12 protein-coding genes and 2 tRNA genes are annotated in these 21,003 nt (G+C 36.4%); 10 read left to right on the top strand and 4 right to left on the bottom strand.

What is annotated here, in order from left to right; genetic code table 11:
• Together Q0845_RS17365 and Q0845_RS17360 are read left to right on the top strand one after the other, a co-directional pair.
• Positions 1-2,673 (top strand): T9SS type B sorting domain-containing protein (locus Q0845_RS17365; RefSeq protein WP_298515918.1); only part of this gene is annotated, 2,673 nt, incomplete at its 5' end.
• Between the two features lie 33 nt (positions 2,674-2,706).
• Positions 2,707-9,123, top strand: coding sequence for a T9SS type B sorting domain-containing protein (locus tag Q0845_RS17360; protein ID WP_298515916.1), 6,417 nt, complete (start codon positions 2,707-2,709; stop codon positions 9,121-9,123).
• A gap of 298 nt (positions 9,124-9,421) precedes the next feature.
• Here Q0845_RS17360 and Q0845_RS17355 read toward each other — a convergent pair whose 3' ends face one another.
• Positions 9,422-10,942 carry a UPF0164 family protein gene (locus Q0845_RS17355; protein WP_298515913.1) on the bottom strand — a complete coding sequence of 507 codons (1,521 nt, stop codon included), beginning with the start codon at positions 10,940-10,942 and terminating at the stop codon, positions 9,422-9,424.
• A gap of 48 nt (positions 10,943-10,990) precedes the next feature.
• A complete protein-coding gene (locus tag Q0845_RS17350) occupies positions 10,991-12,061 on the bottom strand; it encodes a hypothetical protein (RefSeq protein ID WP_298515911.1) in 1,071 nt (356 codons plus the stop codon).
• 100 nt (positions 12,062-12,161) lie between these two features.
• On the opposite strand from Q0845_RS17350, the gene proS reads away from it, so the two are divergent.
• The 4 genes from proS (at position 12,162) to rpsT (ending at position 14,227) form a co-directional block, all read left to right on the top strand.
• Positions 12,162-13,640 carry a proline--tRNA ligase gene (gene proS, locus Q0845_RS17345; protein ID WP_298515909.1) on the top strand — a complete coding sequence of 493 codons (1,479 nt, stop codon included), beginning with the start codon at positions 12,162-12,164 and terminating at the stop codon, positions 13,638-13,640.
• 78 nt (positions 13,641-13,718) lie between these two features.
• Positions 13,719-13,793, top strand: a tRNA-Glu gene (locus Q0845_RS17340).
• A gap of 70 nt (positions 13,794-13,863) precedes the next feature.
• Positions 13,864-13,935, top strand: a tRNA-Glu gene (locus Q0845_RS17335).
• 40 nt (positions 13,936-13,975) lie between these two features.
• On the top strand, positions 13,976-14,227 hold the full coding sequence (gene rpsT, locus Q0845_RS17330; RefSeq protein WP_298515907.1) for a 30S ribosomal protein S20: 252 nt from the start codon (positions 13,976-13,978) through the stop codon (positions 14,225-14,227).
• Positions 14,228-14,371: 144 nt separating this feature from the next.
• Here the strand turns inward: rpsT and rho are convergent, their stop codons facing one another.
• Positions 14,372-16,123 carry a transcription termination factor Rho gene (gene rho / locus Q0845_RS17325; RefSeq protein WP_298515905.1) on the bottom strand — a complete coding sequence of 584 codons (1,752 nt, stop codon included), beginning with the start codon at positions 16,121-16,123 and terminating at the stop codon, positions 14,372-14,374.
• 181 nt (positions 16,124-16,304) lie between these two features.
• Here rho and Q0845_RS17320 point away from each other — a divergent pair, with 181 nt between their 5' ends.
• Both Q0845_RS17320 and Q0845_RS17315 read left to right on the top strand, forming a co-directional pair.
• On the top strand, positions 16,305-16,718 hold the full coding sequence (locus Q0845_RS17320; RefSeq protein ID WP_298515903.1) for a DUF4293 domain-containing protein: 414 nt from the start codon (positions 16,305-16,307) through the stop codon (positions 16,716-16,718).
• A gap of 181 nt (positions 16,719-16,899) precedes the next feature.
• On the top strand, positions 16,900-17,754 hold the full coding sequence (locus Q0845_RS17315; RefSeq protein WP_298515900.1) for a hypothetical protein: 855 nt from the start codon (positions 16,900-16,902) through the stop codon (positions 17,752-17,754).
• Between the two features lie 99 nt (positions 17,755-17,853).
• On the opposite strand, the gene Q0845_RS17310 is transcribed toward Q0845_RS17315, so the two are convergent.
• A complete protein-coding gene (locus Q0845_RS17310) occupies positions 17,854-18,351 on the bottom strand; it encodes a metallophosphoesterase family protein (RefSeq protein ID WP_298515898.1) in 498 nt (165 codons plus the stop codon).
• A gap of 102 nt (positions 18,352-18,453) precedes the next feature.
• Between Q0845_RS17310 and truA the strand changes: the two genes are divergently transcribed.
• Together truA and Q0845_RS17300 are read left to right on the top strand one after the other, a co-directional pair.
• On the top strand, positions 18,454-19,206 hold the full coding sequence (gene truA / locus Q0845_RS17305; RefSeq protein ID WP_298515894.1) for a tRNA pseudouridine(38-40) synthase TruA: 753 nt from the start codon (positions 18,454-18,456) through the stop codon (positions 19,204-19,206).
• Positions 19,199-20,989, top strand: coding sequence for an ABC transporter ATP-binding protein (locus Q0845_RS17300; protein ID WP_298515891.1), 1,791 nt, complete (start codon positions 19,199-19,201; stop codon positions 20,987-20,989). The genes truA and Q0845_RS17300 overlap by 8 nt, the downstream gene beginning before the upstream one ends.
• Positions 20,990-21,003: the final 14 nt, after the last annotated feature.

Below are 21,003 nucleotides of genomic sequence, written 5' to 3'. Positions count from 1 at the left end.
CCAAATGCGATGGTAGCAGTACAAACGATCTTTGTATTGGCTACCAATGATACTACAGGTTGTCAAAACACCATTACTTTTGATATTCGTGTAAATCCATTACCGAGTCCAACCTTAGATCCAAACGGACTGCTCTTAGCAGATACCTGTGATGATGATAATGATGGTTTTGTAGGTACAGATTTAGATGCACTTGTCACTGCTATTGTGAACATGGAGCCAGATGTAGTCTATAGCTTCCATGAGACAGAAGCAGAAGCGATTGCTAATTTAAATGCGCTAACAAGTCCATATACCAACATTGTGATGGATAGCCAGACATTATATGTACTAGCCACCAATACGGTTACAGGCTGTTTTACAGTGACACCATTACAGATCAATGTGATTCCAATCCCAGAAGTTCCAATCAACATCACTGATTTAGAAGTGTGTGATGATGCAGCAAGTTTAGATGGTTTTGCGATGTTTGATTTGACGCAGACTCAAATGGAGATCTATGGCACACAAACACCAGGAGCTTTAACACTAACTTATCACGAGAGTGAACAAGATGCGATTGATGATGTGTCTCCAATAGTAAACCTAGCGGATTACATCAATATTACAGTGAATCAACAAACGATCTGGGTACGTTTAGAAGACAATGCTACAGAATGTTATGCTATCGGAAGCTTTGATATCATAGTTGTGCCACCACCAGTGCTGGTACAACCAACACCTTTCTCACTATGTGATGATTTAGAAAGTGGCGATGAGAGTGATGAGATCAGTAGTTTTGATCTAACAGATAAGTACACAGAGATCACAGGAGGAGATACTAGTTTAACACTTACGTACTATGCTTCATTAGCAGACTTAAACGCAGATACTCCAATAGCTGATCCAACGGCTTATCAAAACATAAGCAATCCACAGGTGTTATACATCAGAGCAGCCAATGCCGCAGGATGTACTACAGATATCACTATGACACTGAGAGTACTTCCAATTCCAACACCAAACACAATGCCTGCAATCTTAGAGGCTTGTGATGATGATACAGATGGAGATGCAACCAATGGAATCTTAATCTTTGATCTGACACAATCAGAAGCAGAGATTGTCAACAATGAGAGTAATGTAACGGTAAGTTACCATACCACACAGGAAGACGCAGATGCAGATATCAACCCAATAGCTGACCCAACAATGCATGCCGTAGACATGGCAACAGCAGATGTGAACGGACAGGTGATTATCTATGTACGAGTAGAGAGTGATATTCAGATTGATAGCAATATGTTACCATGTTACAAGGTGGTAGAGTTACCAGTAATTGTACATCCGTTACCAGAACTTACAGCAACCGCATTTACCTATGTATTCTGTGAGTATGACAATGACAATGTGGGACAATTTGAATGGGATGTAGTGACAGCTTCATTAGACTTACTAACTGCTCCACAGATGGTGGCTGACTTTACAGTGACCTATCACTTAACAGTGGCAGAGGCATTAGCGGGAACAGGAGCTTTAGTAAACGGTTTTGAGAATATGAGTGATCCACAGACAATCTTTATCAGAGTGGAGAATACAGCAACAGGATGTGTAAACACCAACAATATTGCTAGTTTAGAACTCAGTGTAGAACCAATCCCAACGGCAACGGCGCCAGACACGTATCAACTATGTGCAGTAGATGAGGCAGATCAAGATACAGCAGTGTTTGATCTAACGACTTTAGATTCAGATATCATTAATGGACAATTGAACATGGCGGTTTCTTACTATGAGACAGCAACAGATGCAGATACAGATATCAATGCGATAGCCAATGCAACGAGTTATACCAATACATCGAATCCACAGACCTTGTATGCAAGAGTGAGACAAACCATCACAGGATGTTTATCTGATCCAGTACTAGTGAACTTACAAGTGAACCCATTACCAGTCTTCACATTACCAGCAGATGATATCTTATGTGTGGATGCAGCTACAGGAACGACTCAAGATGGACCATTCATCGGAGAAGACCAAGGAGCAGGCTTTACTTATCTATGGAATACTCCAAATGGAATCTTTAACACCGCAACAGTACAAGTAACCACGGCAGGAACCTATAGTTTAGTGATTACTGACAACAACTTCCCAACAAACTGTAGCTATAGTGATAGTGTAACGTATGAAGCATCCTCAGCACCAGCTAGTTTAGATGTACAGATTACCACACCAGCCTTTGCAGATACACACAATGTAATAGCAACAGCAACAGGAGGATCAGGCGTATATGAATACCAATTAGATGATGGAGAGTGGCAAGAGACAGGAGAGTTCTTAGACTTACAACCAGGAGAGCACACCGTTACCGTGAGAGACACCAATGGTTGTGGAGAACTGGTAAGAACCTTTGAGCTGATTGATTATATGAAATTCTTTACTCCAAATGGAGATGAGTACCATCCAACATGGAACATCATAGGACTTAGAAACCAACCAAGTGCGAAGATTTACATCTTTGACAGATATGGAAAACTATTAAAACAGATCAGTCCAGCGGGAATCGGTTGGGACGGAACCTTCAATGGTTCACCAATGCCATCACAGGATTACTGGTTTAGAGTAGAATATGTAGATCCATTTGATGGTTCGCCAAAAGAATTTATCAATCACTTTACTTTAAAGAGATAATTTATCATATTTGTCTTATATAATTGTAGGACAATGATTTTAACAAAAAATAGCAGCAGGATAAAGAATATTGTACAAGTATTCTTTATCCTGTTTTGTATTCAGCTCAATGCACAATTAATGCCTTCATTGATTGGAGATACAGTTGATATAGGAGGTGATTGCTTTGAAATTACTCAAAATGTAAATAGTCAATCTGGAGCTGTGTGGTCAGGAACACCTGTGGACGTAACAGAAGATTTTGTAGTAGAATTCAGAGGTTTCTTCGGAACAAATGATGCAAATGGAGCAGATGGAATCACTTTTATTCTAAAAAATACACAAACTCCTGAAATAGGGAATTTAGGTGGAGGAATGGGATATGAAGGTATCGGGAATTCTTTGGCAGTCGAATTCGATACTTGGCAAAATAATGAATTAAGTGACCCATTTTTTGATCATCTTGCTATTGTAAGTCAAGGAAATAATAACCATACCGGAGCAACAAACTTAGCGGGACCTGTACAAGCTTCACCAACATCAACAAATATTGAAGATGGAGTAGAGCATATCATTCGAATAGAGTGGACCGCAGCTACAACAACATTAGAAGTATATTTTGATTGTTCGCTGCGTCTTTCTTACACAGGAGATATCATAAATAATCTTTTTAATGGAGTGACGCAAGCCTATTTTGGATTTACAGGTTCTACAGGTGGCGCTACAAACTTACAACGTGTATGTTTTGATTATGTATCTTTTGCAAACTCACTTGCTTTTGGAGATGAAATTATTTGTGGCGGACAATCTTTAAGTTCAGTGGACGCTACCGTTACAGGCGCTACTTCATATTCATGGACGCCAACGGCAGGAGTAAGTGATCCTGCATTGCCAAATCCGGTATTTACGCCAACAATGACCACAACATATACAGTGGAAATCTCAAATAGTTGTGCAGATATCATTCAAGAAAGTTTTACAATCACGGTTGAGCCTTCTCCAACAGCAGATTCAGTAGCAGATATTACAGTTTGTGATGATAACTCAAACGATGGTGTCGAAGAATTTGACTTTACTACACTAGATGCAACAATTTTAGGAACGCAAGATCCTACAATGTTTACGGTGACCTATCATTCAAGTCAAGCGGATGCCGATAACAATGCAAATGCACTAACTTTTCCATATACAAATACAAATCAATGTGAAGATATATTTGCTAGAGTAGGTAATAACTTAGGAGCTACTTGTTATAGTGTAACGAGTTTTGAAATATGTGTAGATGAGCAACCTGTAGCAAATCAGCCTAGTGATATGAATGCTTGTGATCCTGATGCAAATGGTTCGGAAGTATATGATTTTACCATGCAAGAAGCTGCAATTTTAGGAACACAAAATGCTGCCGATGTCAATATTACATTTCATGCCAATGCTACCGATGCAAATAATGATATGAATCCATTGCCAACTTCCTATACAGGAACTGATGGAGAAACAATATTTGTAAGAGTAGACAGTAATACAGCAGGAAATGATTGTTTTTCTATTACTTCTTTTCAATTGTTCTTAGATGCATTTCCAACGGCAAATCCAGTAGCAGATATTGCTGTTTGTGACGATGATACAAATGATGATATAGAAGAATTCGATTTTTCAACCTTAGACGCTACTGTTTTAGGAGCACAAAATGCAGCATCATATACAGTGACTTACCATACAAGTCAAGCAGACGCTGATAATGATATGAATGCGCTGACATTTCCGTACTCAAATACAAATCAATGTGAGCAAATATTTGTTCGTTTAGAAAACAACTCAAATTCAGTTTGTTTTGATACAACAAGCTTTGAAATATGTGTAAATACACAACCAATAGCGAATCAGCCAAACGACATGAGAGCTTGTGATTTTGATGCAAATGGTATGGAAATGTATGATTTCTCTACACAGGAAGCAGCAATTTTAGGAACACAAAATGCTGCTGATGTCAATATTACATTTCATGCCGATGCTGCTGATGCAACTAATGGTATGAATCCATTACCAGCCAATTATACGGGAAGTAATGGAGAAACTATTTTTGTGCGCGTTGAAAGTACAGAAGCTGGAAATGTTTGTATTGCAGTGACTTCTTTTCAATTAATAGTAGATACAGTTCCTATCGCAAATGTCGCTGCAGATATTGCAGTTTGTGATGATAACTCAAATGACGGTGTCGAAAATTTCAACTTTACAAACCTAAATACAACTATTCTAGGAACGCAAGATCCTACAATGTTTACGGTGACCTATCATTCAAGTCAAGCGGATGCCGATAATGACATGAATGCTTTAACGTTTCCATTTGTCAACACAGCACCATGTCAGCAAATATATGTACGTATTGAAAATAACATGAATACCATGTGTTATAGTACTACTGATTTTGAAATATGTGTGTACGAACAACCTATCGCTAATCAGCCAGATGATATGATTACTTGTGATCTAAATAGTGATGGTGTCGAAGATTATGACCTTACAACACAAGAAGCAGCTATCTTAGGAGGTCAAAATCCTGCTAATTTTAATATCTCTTTCCATAACAATCAAATGGATGCTGATAATGATGTAAATCCACTTCCTTCGATCTATTTTGGAGCTGACGGAGAAACTATTATTGTTAGAATTGAAAGTACACAAGCAGGAAATGACTGTTATGCTACAACGTCTTTTAATCTTTTGTTTGAAGAACTTCCTTCTGCAAATGCGCCTACCGATTTAATTGTATGTGATGATGAAACTGCGGATGGTTTTACAGCGATTGATTTAAATGTGAAGAATGATGAAATTTCTGGAGGAATTCCTGGGCTTTCTGTTCGATACTATTTAAACCAAATGGATGCTGAAAATGATACAAACTCGTTGGCAATTCCATATACTAATATTAGCAACCCGCAAACGGTTTTTGTACGTGTAGAAACTGCCAATACAGGATGTTATGTAATCACTACATTAACGGTTTCTGTAGTTGATGCACCGCAGGTTTTTCCAGCGACTCCTTTAGAATATTGTGATACAGATAATGACGGGTTTGGAATTTTTGATATCAGAAGCACTGAAAATCAGATTACAGGAGGAATGTTAACGAATGTTTCAGTAACCTATCATGAAACTCCTGAAGATGCAGATAATAATGTGAATACATTAGCAGATACGTATAGTAACATCAATCCATATAATCAAACCATTTATGTACGTGTTGAAAATGTCTTAACAGGCTGTTTTAATGTAGTTTCTTTAGATTTAATCGTTCATGATTCACCAGAGATTGCTGCTTTAGATGCGACAAGTTTGGCAGAATGTGATGATGTAACTGCTGATCAGATTGCACAATTTGATTTAACAGAAGCAGAGATGGATATTCTAAACGGAGAAGATCCAACCACACATACGGTTCGTTACTATAACACACAAGCAAACGCTGTGGTAGGAACGACGGTTGGAGAAATCAACAATCCAAATGCGTATAGCAACATCCCACCAAGTCCACAAGTGATTTGGGTTCGCGTAGAAGATCAAGTAACAGGATGTTTTAGTATTACGAATTTAACATTGATTGTCAATGAACTTCCAGTACTGATTCAATTACCAGGCTTAGAACTGTGTGATGCGATTACTTTAGATGATCAAATCGAAGTATTTGATTTAACCTCCTTGGCAGAAGACTTAGTCAATAATGTACCAGGCATTAGCTTAATATACTATGGAAGTGCAGCGGATTTAGCAAGTGATACACCAATACTTAATCCATCAGCCTATCCAAATGCGATGGTAGCAGTACAAACGATTTTTGTATTGGCTACTAATGATACGACAGGTTGTCAAAACACCATTACCTTTGATATTCGTGTAAATCCACTACCGAGTCCAACCTTAGATCCAAATGGATTGCTTTTAGCAGATACCTGTGATGATGATAATGACGGTTTTGTAGGTACAGATTTAGATGCACTTGTCACTGCTATTGTGAACATGGAGCCAGATGTAGTCTATAGTTTCCATGAAACAGAAGCGGAAGCGATTGCGAACTTAAATGCACTTGCAAGTCCATATACAAACATTGTAATGGATAGTCAGACATTATATGTATTAGCCACCAATACGGTTACAGGCTGTTTTACAGTGACGCCATTACAGATCAATGTGATTGCAATTCCAGAAGTTCCAATCAACATCACTGATTTAGAAGTGTGTGATGAAGATCCATCTGATGGTTTTGCGATGTTTGATTTGACGCAGACTCAAATGGAGATCTATGGCACACAAACACCAGGAGCTTTAACACTAACCTATCACGAGAGTGAACAAGATGCGATCGATGATGTATCTCCAATAGTAAATCTAACGGATTACATCAACATTACAATAAACCAACAAACCATTTGGGTACGTTTAGAAGACAATGCTACAGAATGTTATGCCATTGGAAATTTTGATATCATAGTTGTTGATGCTCCGAAACTAGTGCAACCAACGCCATTTTCTTTATGTGATGATTTAGAGAGTGGAAGTGAAAGTGATGAAATTAGCAGCTTCGATCTTACAGACAGATATTTGGAAATAGTTGATGGAGATAATGGACTCACTTTAACATATTACGCTTCATTAGCAGACTTAAACGCAGATACTCCAATAGCTGATCCAACGGCTTATCAAAACATTAGCAATCCACAAGTATTATACATCAGAGCAGCGAATGCTGCAGGATGCACTACCGATATCACCATGACACTTCGAGTACTTCCAATTCCAACACCAAACACAATGCCAGCTATTTTAGAGGCTTGTGACGATGACAGCGATGGAGACGCAACCAATGGAATCTTAATCTTTGATCTGACACAATCAGAAGCAGAGATTGTAAACAATGAGAGTAATGTAACGGTAAGTTACCATACAACACAAGAAGATGCAGACAACGACACCAATCCAATTGCAGATCCAACAATGCATGCCGTAGACATGGCAACAGCAGATGTGAACGGACAAGTGATTATCTATGTACGAGTAGAGAGTGATATTCAGATTGATAGCAATATGTTACCATGTTACAAGGTAGTAGAATTACCAGTTATAGTACATCCATTGCCAGAACTTACAGCAACGGCATTTACCTATGTATTCTGTGAGTATGACAATGACAATGTAGGACAATTTGAATGGGATGTAGTGACAGCTTCATTAGACTTGTTAACTGCTCCACAGATGGTGGCTGACTTTACAGTAACCTATCACTTAACAGTGGCAGAGGCATTAGCAGGAACAGGAGCTTTAGTAAACGGTTTTGAGAATATGAGTGATCCGCAGACAATTTTTATCAGAGTGGAGAACACTGCAACAGGATGTGTAAACACCAACAATATTGCTAGTTTAGAACTCAGTGTAGAGCCAATTCCAACAGCAACAGCGCCAGACACGTATCAACTATGTGCAGTAGATGAGGCAGATCAAGATACAGCAGTGTTTGATCTAACGACGTTAGATGCAGATATCATTAATGGACAATTGAACATGGCAGTTTCTTACTATGAAACAGCAACAGATGCAGATGCGGATATCAATGCGATAGCTAATACAACGAGTTATACCAACACATCGAATCCACAGACCTTGTATGCAAGGGTAAGACAAACCATCACAGGATGTTTATCTGATCCAGTACTAGTGAACTTACAGGTGAATCCATTACCAGTCTTCACATTGCCAGCAGATGATATCTTATGTGTAGATGCAGCTACAGGAACCACTCAAGATGGGCCATTCATCGGAGAAGACCAAGGAGCAGGCTTTACCTATCTTTGGAATACTCCAAATGGAATCTTTAATACGGCGACAGTGCAAGTAACCACGGCAGGAACCTATAGTTTAGTGATTACTGATGGAAACTTCCCAACAAACTGTAGTTACAGTGATAGTGTGACGTATGAAGCATCCTCAGCACCAGCTAGTTTAGATGTACAGATTACCACACCAGCCTTTGCAGATACACACAATGTAATAGCAACAGCAACAGGAGGTTCAGGCGTGTATGAATACCAATTAGATGATGGAGAATGGCAAGATACAGGAGAGTTCTTAGACTTACAACCAGGAGAACACACGGTAACAGTTAGAGACACCAATGGCTGTGGAGAACTGGTAAGAACCTTTGAACTGATTGATTATATGAAATTCTTCACTCCAAACGGAGATGAGTACCATCCAACATGGAACATCATAGGACTTAGAAACCAACCAAGTGCAAAGATTTACATCTTTGACAGATATGGAAAACTCTTAAAACAGATCAGTCCAGCGGGAATCGGTTGGGACGGAACCTTCAATGGTTCACCAATGCCATCACAGGATTACTGGTTTAGAGTAGAATATGTAGATCCATTTGATGGTTCACCAAAAGAATTTATCAATCACTTTACTTTAAAGAGATAATTCACATCAAACAAATAGAAAAGAAAAATATAAAAAACCGGAGAAAATTAGCTTCGGTTTTTTTTATGATTTAGATGAAGTCTTTAGAAATGTATATATAAATAGGTCAAGAAGAGTAGAAGTGGAGAGTGAATCTGAGCAGATTCAAGAATGCTGAAAAGTGCATTTATTCGTTTATATAACTTTTAGCAAAGCATTATATCTTATCATAATTCTTCACAAGACAAAGCATAAAAAAACCTCATTAATACTAATGAGGTTTTTTATGGTAAAATGAATCGGTTAAGATGATGTAATATTATAGTTTAAACGTTACTGAAAATGTTACGTTTGAATTTATGTTGTTGATGTTGATACGATCTGTTAAACCAGATTGGAAAAGTTGTGGATTTCTAGCTTGTTCGCTTCTATCATATGCTACATCAAATGACAAGCTTCCAAAATTATATCCTATTCCTAAAGAATATCCTTCTAAGTCTCCTATAGTTGAGTTGTCTTGGAATGGACTTTGTTCAAAACGATATCCTCCACGTAAACTAAATTGATTAATTCTGTATTCTCCTCCAACTCTATATGTTGAAGCAGCCTGTAGTTGATTGTCAATATCATTATTTGCAGCAAGAAAATCATTTGTTGGGCGTAATTTTGCGTTTGAATAGTCTTTTAAAGAATAATCAAAACTAATTAAACCTCTTTTCCCGAATATATAAGCAAAACTACCAGTTAGGCTTCCTGGAGTCACAATTCTATGTTCTCTGTATGCGTTTACTACATTTGGAAAAATGTCTCTTCGTAAAATTTCTGTTGGGCTTGCTGGATTTCTAAAATCAGTACTTAATCCTTGACTTAACTCATCATTTAAGCTGTACCAAGTTGGTGATTGGTATGAACCACCTAAACGAACATTTTGTAATTTTAAGATCGCACCGACTTGGAAAGAAATTCCAACACCATATGTGTATAGTTCGTTAGAAAACTCTGCATATTGCAGTCCAGAAGCAGTATTTACTGGAGTTTCTATCAATACTTTTCGTTCTCTATAGTCAACATCGTGCGAGTTAACATTTAGTCCTAGGTATAAGTTGTCTTTATATTTTGCACCTACATTGAATGTGTACTTTCTGTTGAATCCAGAAGTTTGAACAATATAATCGTGAATAGCGCCATTAGAATAATCAGCATTTGAATTATACGTTGTATTTGCATCATCATCTACATCTGGATTAATTACGAATCCTTCATAGCCTAGAAATCCTTGCTGTGCGTCGAAACCTATGTTTTCACCTAAAAATCGATATGTGTCACTATCACTTTCTCCTGGGAACTGTGCAATATCTCCTAATGCCTGTCCGTTGGCAAACGAAAGAAAATAATCTGCAATTCCTCTAGAAGAGTTTGTTCCAGTAGCAAAAATATTATTGTAATAATTGTCATTATTTTGAACATTCAATCCTAAAGAAATTTTTCCCCAGTCGCCACCTGCTGTGTCATTAAAGACAAATACAATTCCGGCTTGATTCAAATCAAATTCAGATTCGTTTCTGTTTGAAGTTGTTCCAAAATAAGAAACATCATTGTCGTTATTATAATTAGTTAATGATATGGTTACTTCGCTAGTATTAAAAACGGCAGAACCTGCTGGATTTATTGAAAAAGCTGAGAAATCTCCTCCAAGGGCTCCAAACGCTCCACTCATTGCTCTAAAACGTGCTGTCCCATTTAAGTTTTCGGTAGAATACCGAACGACATCATTTAAGTTTTGGGCGTCACTTACAGACATAGCAAGCAAACCTATGCATAGTATGAATACTTTTTTCATAATTTAGTATAGTATTATTTTTAGGGATATAAAAATGTTAATATGGGTTTAGTTTCTTCCGCCTCTTCTTCCTCCGCCACGGCTTCCACCACCAGATGATCTCGATCCACCACCACCAGACGATCTCATTGAAGAACCGCTTGATGATCTTGAAGAAGAGCTATTGACTCTTGATCTGTTATTAAAATTTGAACGTACTGGATTACTTCTAGTAGAACGTGTAGATCTTGTGTTGCGAGTATTTCTTGTTGATCTTACAGTATTACGTGTATTTCGCGTATTTCTTGTAGCGCGTGTTGATCTTGTGTTACGTGTGTTTCTAGTAGCTCTTGTGTTTCTAGTATTTCGTGTAGTTCGAGCATTTGTATTTCCTCTTCTAGAAGATCGACTCGTAGAGTAGCGATTACCATTTCTGTTTGTAGTTCTTGAATAGTAACTTGCTCTTCGGTTAGCTAGAGCTCTACTAGCATAACTTCTTCGTCCTCTATTGTATGCGTATCCGTAGTTTCTGTAAGGAGAACGCCAGTATGGTCCATAACCCCAGTTGCCTCCCCAGCCCCAGTTGTTAAAGCCTCCCCAGCACCAGTTGTTGTAGCCTCCCCAGCCCCAGTTATTCCAACCCCAGCGGTTCCAGCCCCAGTTATTAAAGCCTCCCCAGCCCCAGTTGTTCCAACCCCAACGGTTCCAGCCCCAGTTATTAAAGCCTCCCCAGTTGTTCCAACCAAATTGAGATCCACCATAAACATTTATAGTGATATCATCTGCGGTTTCTCCCCAAGGAGAATAGCTTTCTGAGTATCCAATTGCGTCAACGTCTGTTTCAGGTTGTGGTTCAACATTACCTTGACTAGAATAAGATTCTACATCTGTAAATACATCACCATAGCGATCGTCTGCTTCATACGATTTTTGCTCAAAATAATTTTGATATGCATTATTAGTATTACTATTATTATCGTAAACAACTTCTGCTGTTTCACTTCTTTGTTCACCAGTATTATAAATTCCGTCATCGTACGTGGCTTGCTGGTATGTGCCACAAGATGTTAATGTCAAAAAAGTTATTGCTAAAATATGTATAGCCTTGATGTTGTTTCGTAAATGGTAAATTACTCGCATATCTCCTAAAATTAATTGTTGAACACTACAAAAATAGTTAGTTTTGTCGAAACTATTTTTTATTTAACATATTCACAATATTTGTGCCAAACTACTAAGAATGAGTAAGAAATTAACAAAGAGATCTGAGGATTATTCAAAATGGTATAACGAATTGGTCGTAAAGGCTGATTTAGCTGAAAACTCGGCCGTTAGAGGTTGTATGGTAATTAAGCCTTATGGGTATGCCATTTGGGAAAAAATGCAAGCGCAATTAGATAAAATGTTTAAAGAAACTGGGCATGAAAATGCTTATTTTCCATTATTTGTACCCAAAAGTCTCTTTGAAGCCGAAGAAAAAAACGCAGAAGGCTTTGCAAAAGAGTGTGCAGTAGTTACTCATTATAGATTAAAAACAGATCCAGATAACGAAGGAAAACTGATAGTTGACCCTCATGCTAAATTGGAAGAAGAACTTATTGTTCGTCCAACTAGTGAAGCAATTATTTGGAACACATATAAAAATTGGATTCAATCGTATAGAGATTTACCTATTTTAATAAATCAATGGGCAAATGTAGTACGTTGGGAAATGCGTACACGTTTATTTTTAAGAACTGCTGAATTTTTATGGCAAGAAGGACATACTGCACATGCAACGAAAGATGAAGCTGTAGCAGAATCTTTACAAATGCAAAAAGTGTATGCAGAATTTGCCGAAGATTTTATGGCAATGCCAGTAGTTAAAGGAGCAAAAACTGAAAGTGAGCGTTTTGCAGGAGCATTAGATACGTATACTATTGAAGCTTTAATGCAAGATGGAAAAGCGCTGCAAGCCGGAACTTCACACTTTTTAGGACAAAACTTTGCAGAAGCATTTGATGTAAAGTATGTAACTAGAGAAGGGAAACAAGAATTGGTATGGGCTACTTCATGGGGAGTTTCTACACGATTGATGGGAGGATTGATTATGACACACAGTGATGATGCAGGATTGGTATTGCCTCCAAAATTAGCGCCAATTCAAGTTGTATTCGTGCCTATATATAAAAATGAAGAACAATTTGATGCGATTGCTGAAAAGGTAGCAGAAATTTCAAGTCAATTGAAAGAAAAAGGAATTGCTATTAAATTTGATAAAAGAGATACATTGCGTCCAGGAGCTAAGTTTGCGGAGTGGGAACTTAAAGGAGTACCATTGCGTATAGCTATGGGAGCACGTGATTTGGAGAATGGAACATTAGAAATAGCACGTAGAGATACTTTTGAAAAACAATCTGTAGCACAAGAAGACGCTGTAGCAACCGTTTTAAGCCTTTTAGAGACGATTCAAGAAGATTTATTTGCTAAGGCTAAGAATTTCAGAGATGAGAGCACTACAGTCGTTAATACCTTTGAAGAATTTAAAAATGTTATAGCAAATAAAGGAGGATTTGTTTCTGCACATTGGGATGGAACAGCAGAAACTGAAAACAAAATAAAAGAGCTAACAAAAGCAACAATTCGATGTATTCCATTAGATGCTTTGGAAGAAGAAGGAAAATGTGTATATTCGGGTCAGAAATCGACTAAGCGAGTTCTATTTGCCAAAGCATATTAAAAAAAAGTAAAAAAACTTTTAAAAATAGTTGGAGCATATAAAAATAGTTGTATTTTTGCATCCGCTAACAGAAATAATGGCCCGTTCGTCTAGGGGTTAGGACGCCAGGTTTTCATCCTGGTAACAGGGGTTCGAATCCCCTACGGGCTACCAATTTTTTCTGAAAGTTTTATTTGCAAATTTGAATTTATAGATTAAATTTGCATCCTCATTGAAAAATGATGGCCCGTTCGTCTAGGGGTTAGGACGCCAGGTTTTCATCCTGGTAACAGGGGTTCGAATCCCCTACGGGCTACTAAACAGATAAGTTTAAAAAAAGATAATTAAGAAGAGAGATGGCAAATCATAAGTCAGCATTAAAAAGAATTAGAAGTAACGAGACGAAGCGTCTAAGAAATAGATATCAGCATAAAACGACTCGTAACGCTATTAAGAAATTGAGATCTGTTACTGATAAGAAAGAAGCTGAAGCTTTATTCTCTAACGTAACTTCTATGATTGATAAGTTAGCTAAGCGTAATATTATTCACAATAATAAAGCTGCAAACTTAAAATCAAAATTAGCAAAGCACGTAGGTACTCTTTAAGAAAAAGTACTTATCTAAAATATATAATTAACTCCAATTTAGTTGGAGTTTTTTTGTACCCTATTTTTACCTAATATCTCAAAATGAAAAAGCTGCTCAATATGTATTGAGCAGCTTTTTATATTTTATGATACTATCTTTTAATTATCCATTCATGGAAATTAAAAACTCTTCGTTGTTTCTAGTTTGTTTGATACGTTGATTAATGAATTCCATCGCTTCTACAGGATTCATATCAGCTAAATATTTACGCATTACCCACATACGTTGAATCGTGGTTTCATCAAGTAATAAATCGTCTCTACGTGTGCTTGAAGAAGTAAGATCAATAGCAGGGAAAATTCTTCTATTAGAAATCTTACGATCCAATTGAAGTTCCATATTACCAGTTCCTTTAAATTCTTCAAAAATTACCTCGTCCATCTTAGAACCAGTTTCTGTCAATGCAGTTGCAATGATAGATAATGATCCACCCCCTTCAATATTACGAGCCGCTCCAAAGAAACGTTTTGGTTTGTGTAGTGCATTTGCATCCACACCACCACTTAATATTTTACCAGAAGCAGGTTGTACTGTGTTGTATGCTCTGGCCAATCTTGTGATAGAATCTAATAGAATAACTACGTCATGACCACATTCTACCAAACGCTTTGCTTTTTCTAAAACAATATTTGCCACTTTTACGTGATCAGAAGCCTCTTTGTCAAACGTTGAAGCAATAACTTCTCCTTTAACATTACGTTGCATGTCGGTAACTTCTTCCGGACGCTCATCAATTAATAAAACTATTTGATATACTTCAGGATGATTTGCAGCAATAGCATTTGCAACATCTTTCAGTAACATAGTTTTACCTGTTTTTGGCTGCGAAACAATCATTCCTCTTTGTCCTTTCCCGATAGGAGAAAACAAGTCCATGATTCGTGTAGAAATTGTACTTTGACGTTCAGCCAAATTAAATTTTTCATCTGGGAACAATGGAGTTAAATGTTCAAAAGCAACACGATCTCGTACTACTTGCGGATCTAAACCATTTATTTTGCTCACTTTAATTAAGGGGAAATATTTTTCTCCTTCTTTTGGAGGGCGAACAATTCCTAATACAGTATCTCCAGTTTTCAACCCGAACAAGCGAATTTGCGATTGTGATACATAAATATCATCTGGAGATGATAAATAATTATAATCAGATGATCTTAGGAATCCGTATCCATCTTGCATGATGTCAAGTACACCTTCGCTTTCAATAATTCCGTCAAACTCAAAATCAGGTTCGCGGTAACGATTACGTTGGTCTTTATTCCCGTTATTTTTATGTGAATGATCTTTCTTGTTGTGTTTATTCTGTTGTGAATGATCTTTCTTATTGTTGTTATTGTTGTTTTTGTTGTTATTGTTATTCTGTTGCTTCTTATTATTATTGTTATTATTGTTGTTATTGTTTTTTGCAACAGTAGCAGTATCTGAATTATCACTTTCAGGTTTTTTAGAATCTTCTTTTTTAGCCTGTGGTGGATTATTTTTTTGATTCTTATCAGATGTCTTACGAGCAGGTTTGTTTTGTTTAGAAGCCGGTTGTGGATTAGGTTTTTCAGAAGGAGTAGGCGTAGGTGTAGGCTTTTTTTGTTGCGGAGCTGCTGGTGGAGTCGCTGGTTTTTTATCGGCTCTTTGGTTAGGCTCTCTTTTAATACGCTTTCGTTTAGGTGCTGGATCTTCTGATTTTGATTCGGTTTTTGTAATAGGTGCAACCGACTCAGGATTAGTAGCTTGAAGGTCTAAGATTTTATAAATTAAATCTAATTTTTTTAAAGTTCTATATTTTGGAACGGATAAAGCCTTGGCTATCTCCTGTAATTCAGGAAGTTTTTTACTTTTTAATTCTGATATTTCTAACATGTATTGGCTTGTAATGAATTGTTTTTTGAAAAATGAGTAGTGATGATACTCGCTAAGAAGTGTGTAAATCTATTAATAACAATAGATTATGAATTATCTATGCAATAATACAAATTTATTTTAATAAACAAAATAGTATTTTATGAAAAGAACTATTATTTTTGTGATCCAATTTTAAGATATGATCCAAAGGATACAAAGTTTATACATGTTATTAGTCGCGGCAATTGCGGGTGGTCTTACATTTGTGTTCAGTTTATATACATTAGAAAATGAAGTAGAAGTATTTGCCAAAGATGACCTTGTGTATTTAGGTTTATTTATGGCGTCTGCTGCATTGGCTTTGATCACCATCTTTTTATTTAAAAATAGAAAATTACAATTTGTGTTGAATCGTTTCAACATCTTATTTCACCTTATTTTATTAGGGATATTTGTATATCGAATGCTAAACGTATCTGGAGAGATTGAAAAAATCTCTGAGAAAGGTATTGGGGTCGTTCTTCCTCTTATTTCTATCGTTTTATTAGTGCTCGCAAACCGAGCAATTAAAAAGGATGAAGACCTTGTAAAATCTGTAGATCGATTACGATAAACCTAACATCTTAGTAATCTTAGTGCGTAAAACTCCAAAGTGTCAAAGCTTTGGAGTTTTTTAATTTAAACAAACCAAGTAAAAATACGTACATCTAAAAATCAAGAAAAACACGTTAAAATATCCACCAAATCGATTGTAAGTTTATGCAACTTATTAACCTAACATAAAAATATTAATTATGGGACTTACAGCATCAATTTATGGAGGTGGACCTTTTTACCCAGGTGACAACTCTGCTTTGCCAACAATTAAAGAATCAGGATTTACAACAGTAGTTTGTTGGGCGCTTCATGTGCGACCAAATGGCGACATTGCTTATAATGATACGCTTATAATAACAAACGGTCAGTATGTTGGCGATTCATCTTGGGGAGATCAATTAGAAGAAATAAAAAAAGGAGGAAGCGTTAATAGAATACTTTTCTCAATAGGAGGATGGGAAACCAATGATTTCTATCATATCATGACTTTATTAAATACGCAAGGTGACGGACCTTCAAGTATTTTATATAAAAACTTTGAAACATTACGTCATGTGATTCCAGCAATTGACGGAATTGATTATGATGATGAAGGAAATTATAATATCAATACAATTACAAGATTTAGTCGCATGTTAGCAACAATTGGATTTGAAGAAATTACATTCTGTCCATATACAAATAGCCCATTTTGGATTAACTGTTTGGTAAGTTTAGAAAAAACAAATCCAGGATTGGTAACAGGATTCAATTTACAGTGTTATGCAGGAGGAGCTTATAATATTGGAAACGTAAAAAGTGGTTGGATTGCACCTTTGCAAGCCGCTATGGGGAAAGGTTTTGACGCAGCAGGTTTTGTAGACCCAGGATTATGGTGTAAGCACGGAGATGGTTGTACGCAAGGAATGGACCCAAAACAAATTAATAGCCAATTCACAAAGTGGAAAAAAGATAAAATCACAGGTGGATTTATCTGGTTATACGACGATATTGAAAAATGTGGAAACGATCCAGCAGCATATTCAAATGCAATCTTAAGCGGGTTAAGTTAAAAATACGAGTATATATAACGATAAAAACCTCAGCAACATGCTGGGGTTTTGTTTTTAAGAATGAGCTGTATTTAATATAATTACAATAAGAACTAAAAATTAATGTCTATTTGCGAGTTCAATAATCTCTAAATCTTTGATTTTATCGTTATCAATCACAAAACGTAGCATGGTACGTACTTTATGAAAACCGTGTTTTCCGCAGGCACCAGGATTCATGTGTAGTAAATTCAGTTTTTTGTCAAACATTACTTTTAAAATATGCGAATGCCCACAAATAAAAAGCTGTGGCGGATTTTGACGAATTTCATCGCGCACACGCACATTATATTTATTCGGGTAACCGCCAATATGTGTTATCCAAACATCAACACCTTCACACATAAAACGATTATGTTCAGGAAATTCCATACGCGCTTTATCATTGTCAATATTTCCATACACACCACGCAATGGCTTTAATGCTTTAATAGTATCTGTCACAGACAAATCGCCAATATCACCTGCATGCCATACTTCATCTGCATACTTTACATGTTTTAAAATCTGATCGTCAATATGACTATGCGTATCAGATAATAATAAAATTTTCTTCATGAAATTTCTCCTTAAAAGTTTGCTAAATAATTCAGAATTCACACAAACTAATGAATTATAACTTATCTTTGTGAGTCTGAAACAAAAGTAGCAAATATTACCTTGAGATACTTCATTGAACTTTCTTATAATGGCAAAAATTATCACGGTTGGCAAAATCAACCGAATGCTATTTCAGTACAAGAAGTTATCGAAAAAGCCTTGTCTACTTTATTACGATCAAGCATAGCAATTGTCGGTGCAGGAAGAACAGATGCAGGTGTGCATGCCAAACAAATGTATGCGCATTTTGATACCGACATACCGTTTGATCCTTCAGAATTAACATTTAAGTTGAATTCGTTTTTGCCAAAAGATGTAGCAATTCATAAAATTCATTCTGTTCATGAAGAAGCACATGCGCGATTTGATGCCACAGGAAGAACCTATGAATATTGGATTGTTTCACAAAAAAATCCGTTTCACATTCAATCAGCACATACCGTTTTTAAAGAGTTGGATATAGATGTAATGAACGAAGCGGCAAAAGAATTATTCAACTACAACGATTTTAAATGCTTTTCAAAAACACATACAGATGTAAAAACCTATATCTGCAAAATTGAAAAAGCAGTTTGGGAACAAAAAAATGAATTACTAGTATTTACCATTTGTGCCGATCGTTTTCTGAGAAATATGGTTCGCGCCATCGTTGGAACACTATTAGAAGTCGGATTAGGAAAATTATCCATAGCAGAATTTAAACAAATAATTGAATCGAGAGATCGAAGCAAAGCGGGAACTTCGGTGCCTGGAAAAGCTTTATATTTAACCGCGGTAACATACCCAACAGAAACCTTTACAACCAATGGCTAAAGTAACAGGAAAAGTATTTGATATTGGTCTTTTTAAAAGATTATTGACCTATACATATCCTTATAAAATAACCTTGTATTTTGTAGCAATTGCGGCAATACTTTTATCTGTATTTGCGGTTGGACGACCTGTTTTATTAAGGGTAACTGTTGATGATTATATTCTTACCAAAGACAAAGAAGGTTTACTCATCTATATCATATTGATGTTAGGTGTATTATTGTTGGAAGTAATTTTTCAGTTTTTATTTGTCTTCTATGCAAATTGGCTTGGGCAAACGATTATTAAAGATATTCGACAAAAATTATTTCATCATATGCTTCGCTTCAAAATGGCATATTATGATACCTCTTCGGTAGGACGTTTGGTAACACGTGCGGTAAGTGATATAGAAACCATTGCCAGTATATTTAGTCAAGGATTATTTGTCATTATAGCCGATTTGTTAAAAATGCTGGTCGTTATGGGCGTTATGTTGTGGATGAGTTGGAAGTTATCTTTAATTGTATTTGCGATTCTTCCATTGATAATCTATGCTACACGTGTATTTCAAAAAGCCATGAAATCTGCTTTTGAAGAAGTGCGTGCGCAAATATCGAATCTAAATTCTTTTGTGCAGGAACGTGTAACTGGAATGAAAATAGTACAATTATTCTCAAGAGAAAAAACAGAATATAACAACTTTAAAGAGATTAATGAAAAGCATAAAAAAGGGTGGTTAAAAACCATTTGGTACAACTCTATATTCTTCCCAATTCCCGATTTGGCAAATTCTATTGCTGTTGGTTTAGTAGTTTGGTACGGAGGATTAACGGCAGCAACCATTGTTACAACAGAATTAGGTAATGGTAACTCTGCAGAACTAGGAAATGTGTTGGCATTTATCATGATGATAGGAATGTTATTTAGACCATTACGTCAAATCGCAGATAAATTCAATACCTTACAAATGGGAATGGTAGCAGCAGGACGTATTTTTGAAATTTTTGATACCGATAGCAAAATTGAAGACAAGGGTACTATTGAAACCTTAGACATCAAAGGAAATTTAGCATTTAAAAATGTGCACTTTTCATATATAAAAGACGAAGAAGTGTTGCACGGAATTACATTTAATGTAGAAAAAGGACAAACCGTAGCAATTGTTGGTGCCACTGGAGCAGGAAAATCTACGATTATCAATTTATTGAATCGTTTTTACGAAATTGATGCTGGAACTATTACGATTGACGGAACAGATATTACAAAGGTGAAATTAGCCGCTTTGCGCGAAAAAATTGCGGTAGTATTGCAAGATGTTTTCTTATTTGCAGATACTATTTTGAATAATATCACGCTAAAAAATCCAGCGATTACGCGAGAAACTGTAGAAGAAGCTGCAAAACAAATTGGTGTGCATGATTTCATTATGAGTTTGCCAAACAATTACGAATACAATGTAAAAGAACGTGGAAGCATGTTGTCTTCTGGACAGAGACAATTGATTTCATTTTTACGTGCATATGTCACAAATCCTAGAATTTTAATTTTGGATGAAGCAACTTCATCGGTAGATTCGCACTCAGAACAATTGATACAAAACGCAACAGATACCATTACACAAGGAAGAACTTCTATTGTCATTGCGCACAGATTGGCAACGATCAAAAAGGCAGATACAATTATTGTGATGGATGCAGGAAACATTGTAGAGCAAGGTTCGCATGAACAACTCTTAAAAATTGATAACGGATACTACAAAAACCTATACGAAGTGCAATTCATTCAGCAGGAAGCGGTATAATTAAAGAGTTTATC

The sequence above is a fragment of the uncultured Kordia sp. genome (assembly GCF_947489565.1).
GTDB lineage: Bacteria > Bacteroidota > Bacteroidia > Flavobacteriales > Flavobacteriaceae > Kordia.
This window is presented reverse-complemented; position numbering and strand designations above follow the sequence as displayed.